Source organism: Mesorhizobium sp. M8A.F.Ca.ET.208.01.1.1 (assembly GCF_004791315.1).
Lineage (GTDB): Bacteria > Pseudomonadota > Alphaproteobacteria > Rhizobiales > Rhizobiaceae > Mesorhizobium.
Window position 1 is genome coordinate 1 of sequence record NZ_SRUT01000161.1, and the last position, 346, is coordinate 346.

Below are 346 nucleotides of genomic sequence, written 5' to 3' on the forward strand. Positions count from 1 at the left end.
TGATGGCGCAGGCCTTTGGCCCGGCGTTTCGCGGCGAGGCCAGCGGCGGCACGCGCATCCGACCCGGCGAAAAAGGTTTTGAGCGGGCGGTCTGCCTCGCGCTGGTTCAAGCGGCGGCCGAGGCCTGCCGGCTGGCCAGCGAACTGTCGCGCCGCGCCGAAAAACTCCTGGCGGTGGCGCCAAAACTGCGCGCCAAAGGCGCCGGCGACGTGATTTTTTTGCTGCTGAATGAAGATGCCGTCGCCGGATCGCTGACGACGAAAAACTTGTCGCGCTTCGCGGCGCGGCGCCTGTTCGAGCGGCTGCAGCAACTTGAGGCCGTGCGCGAGCTTTCGGGCCGCCCGAC

The 346-nt window shown here is 68.2% G+C and carries 1 protein-coding gene; it reads left to right on the forward strand.

Annotated elements, in window-relative coordinates:
- On the forward strand, positions 1 to 346 hold a 346-nt coding region (locus tag EN851_RS34720), incomplete at both ends, for a DUF1403 family protein (RefSeq protein WP_135931083.1).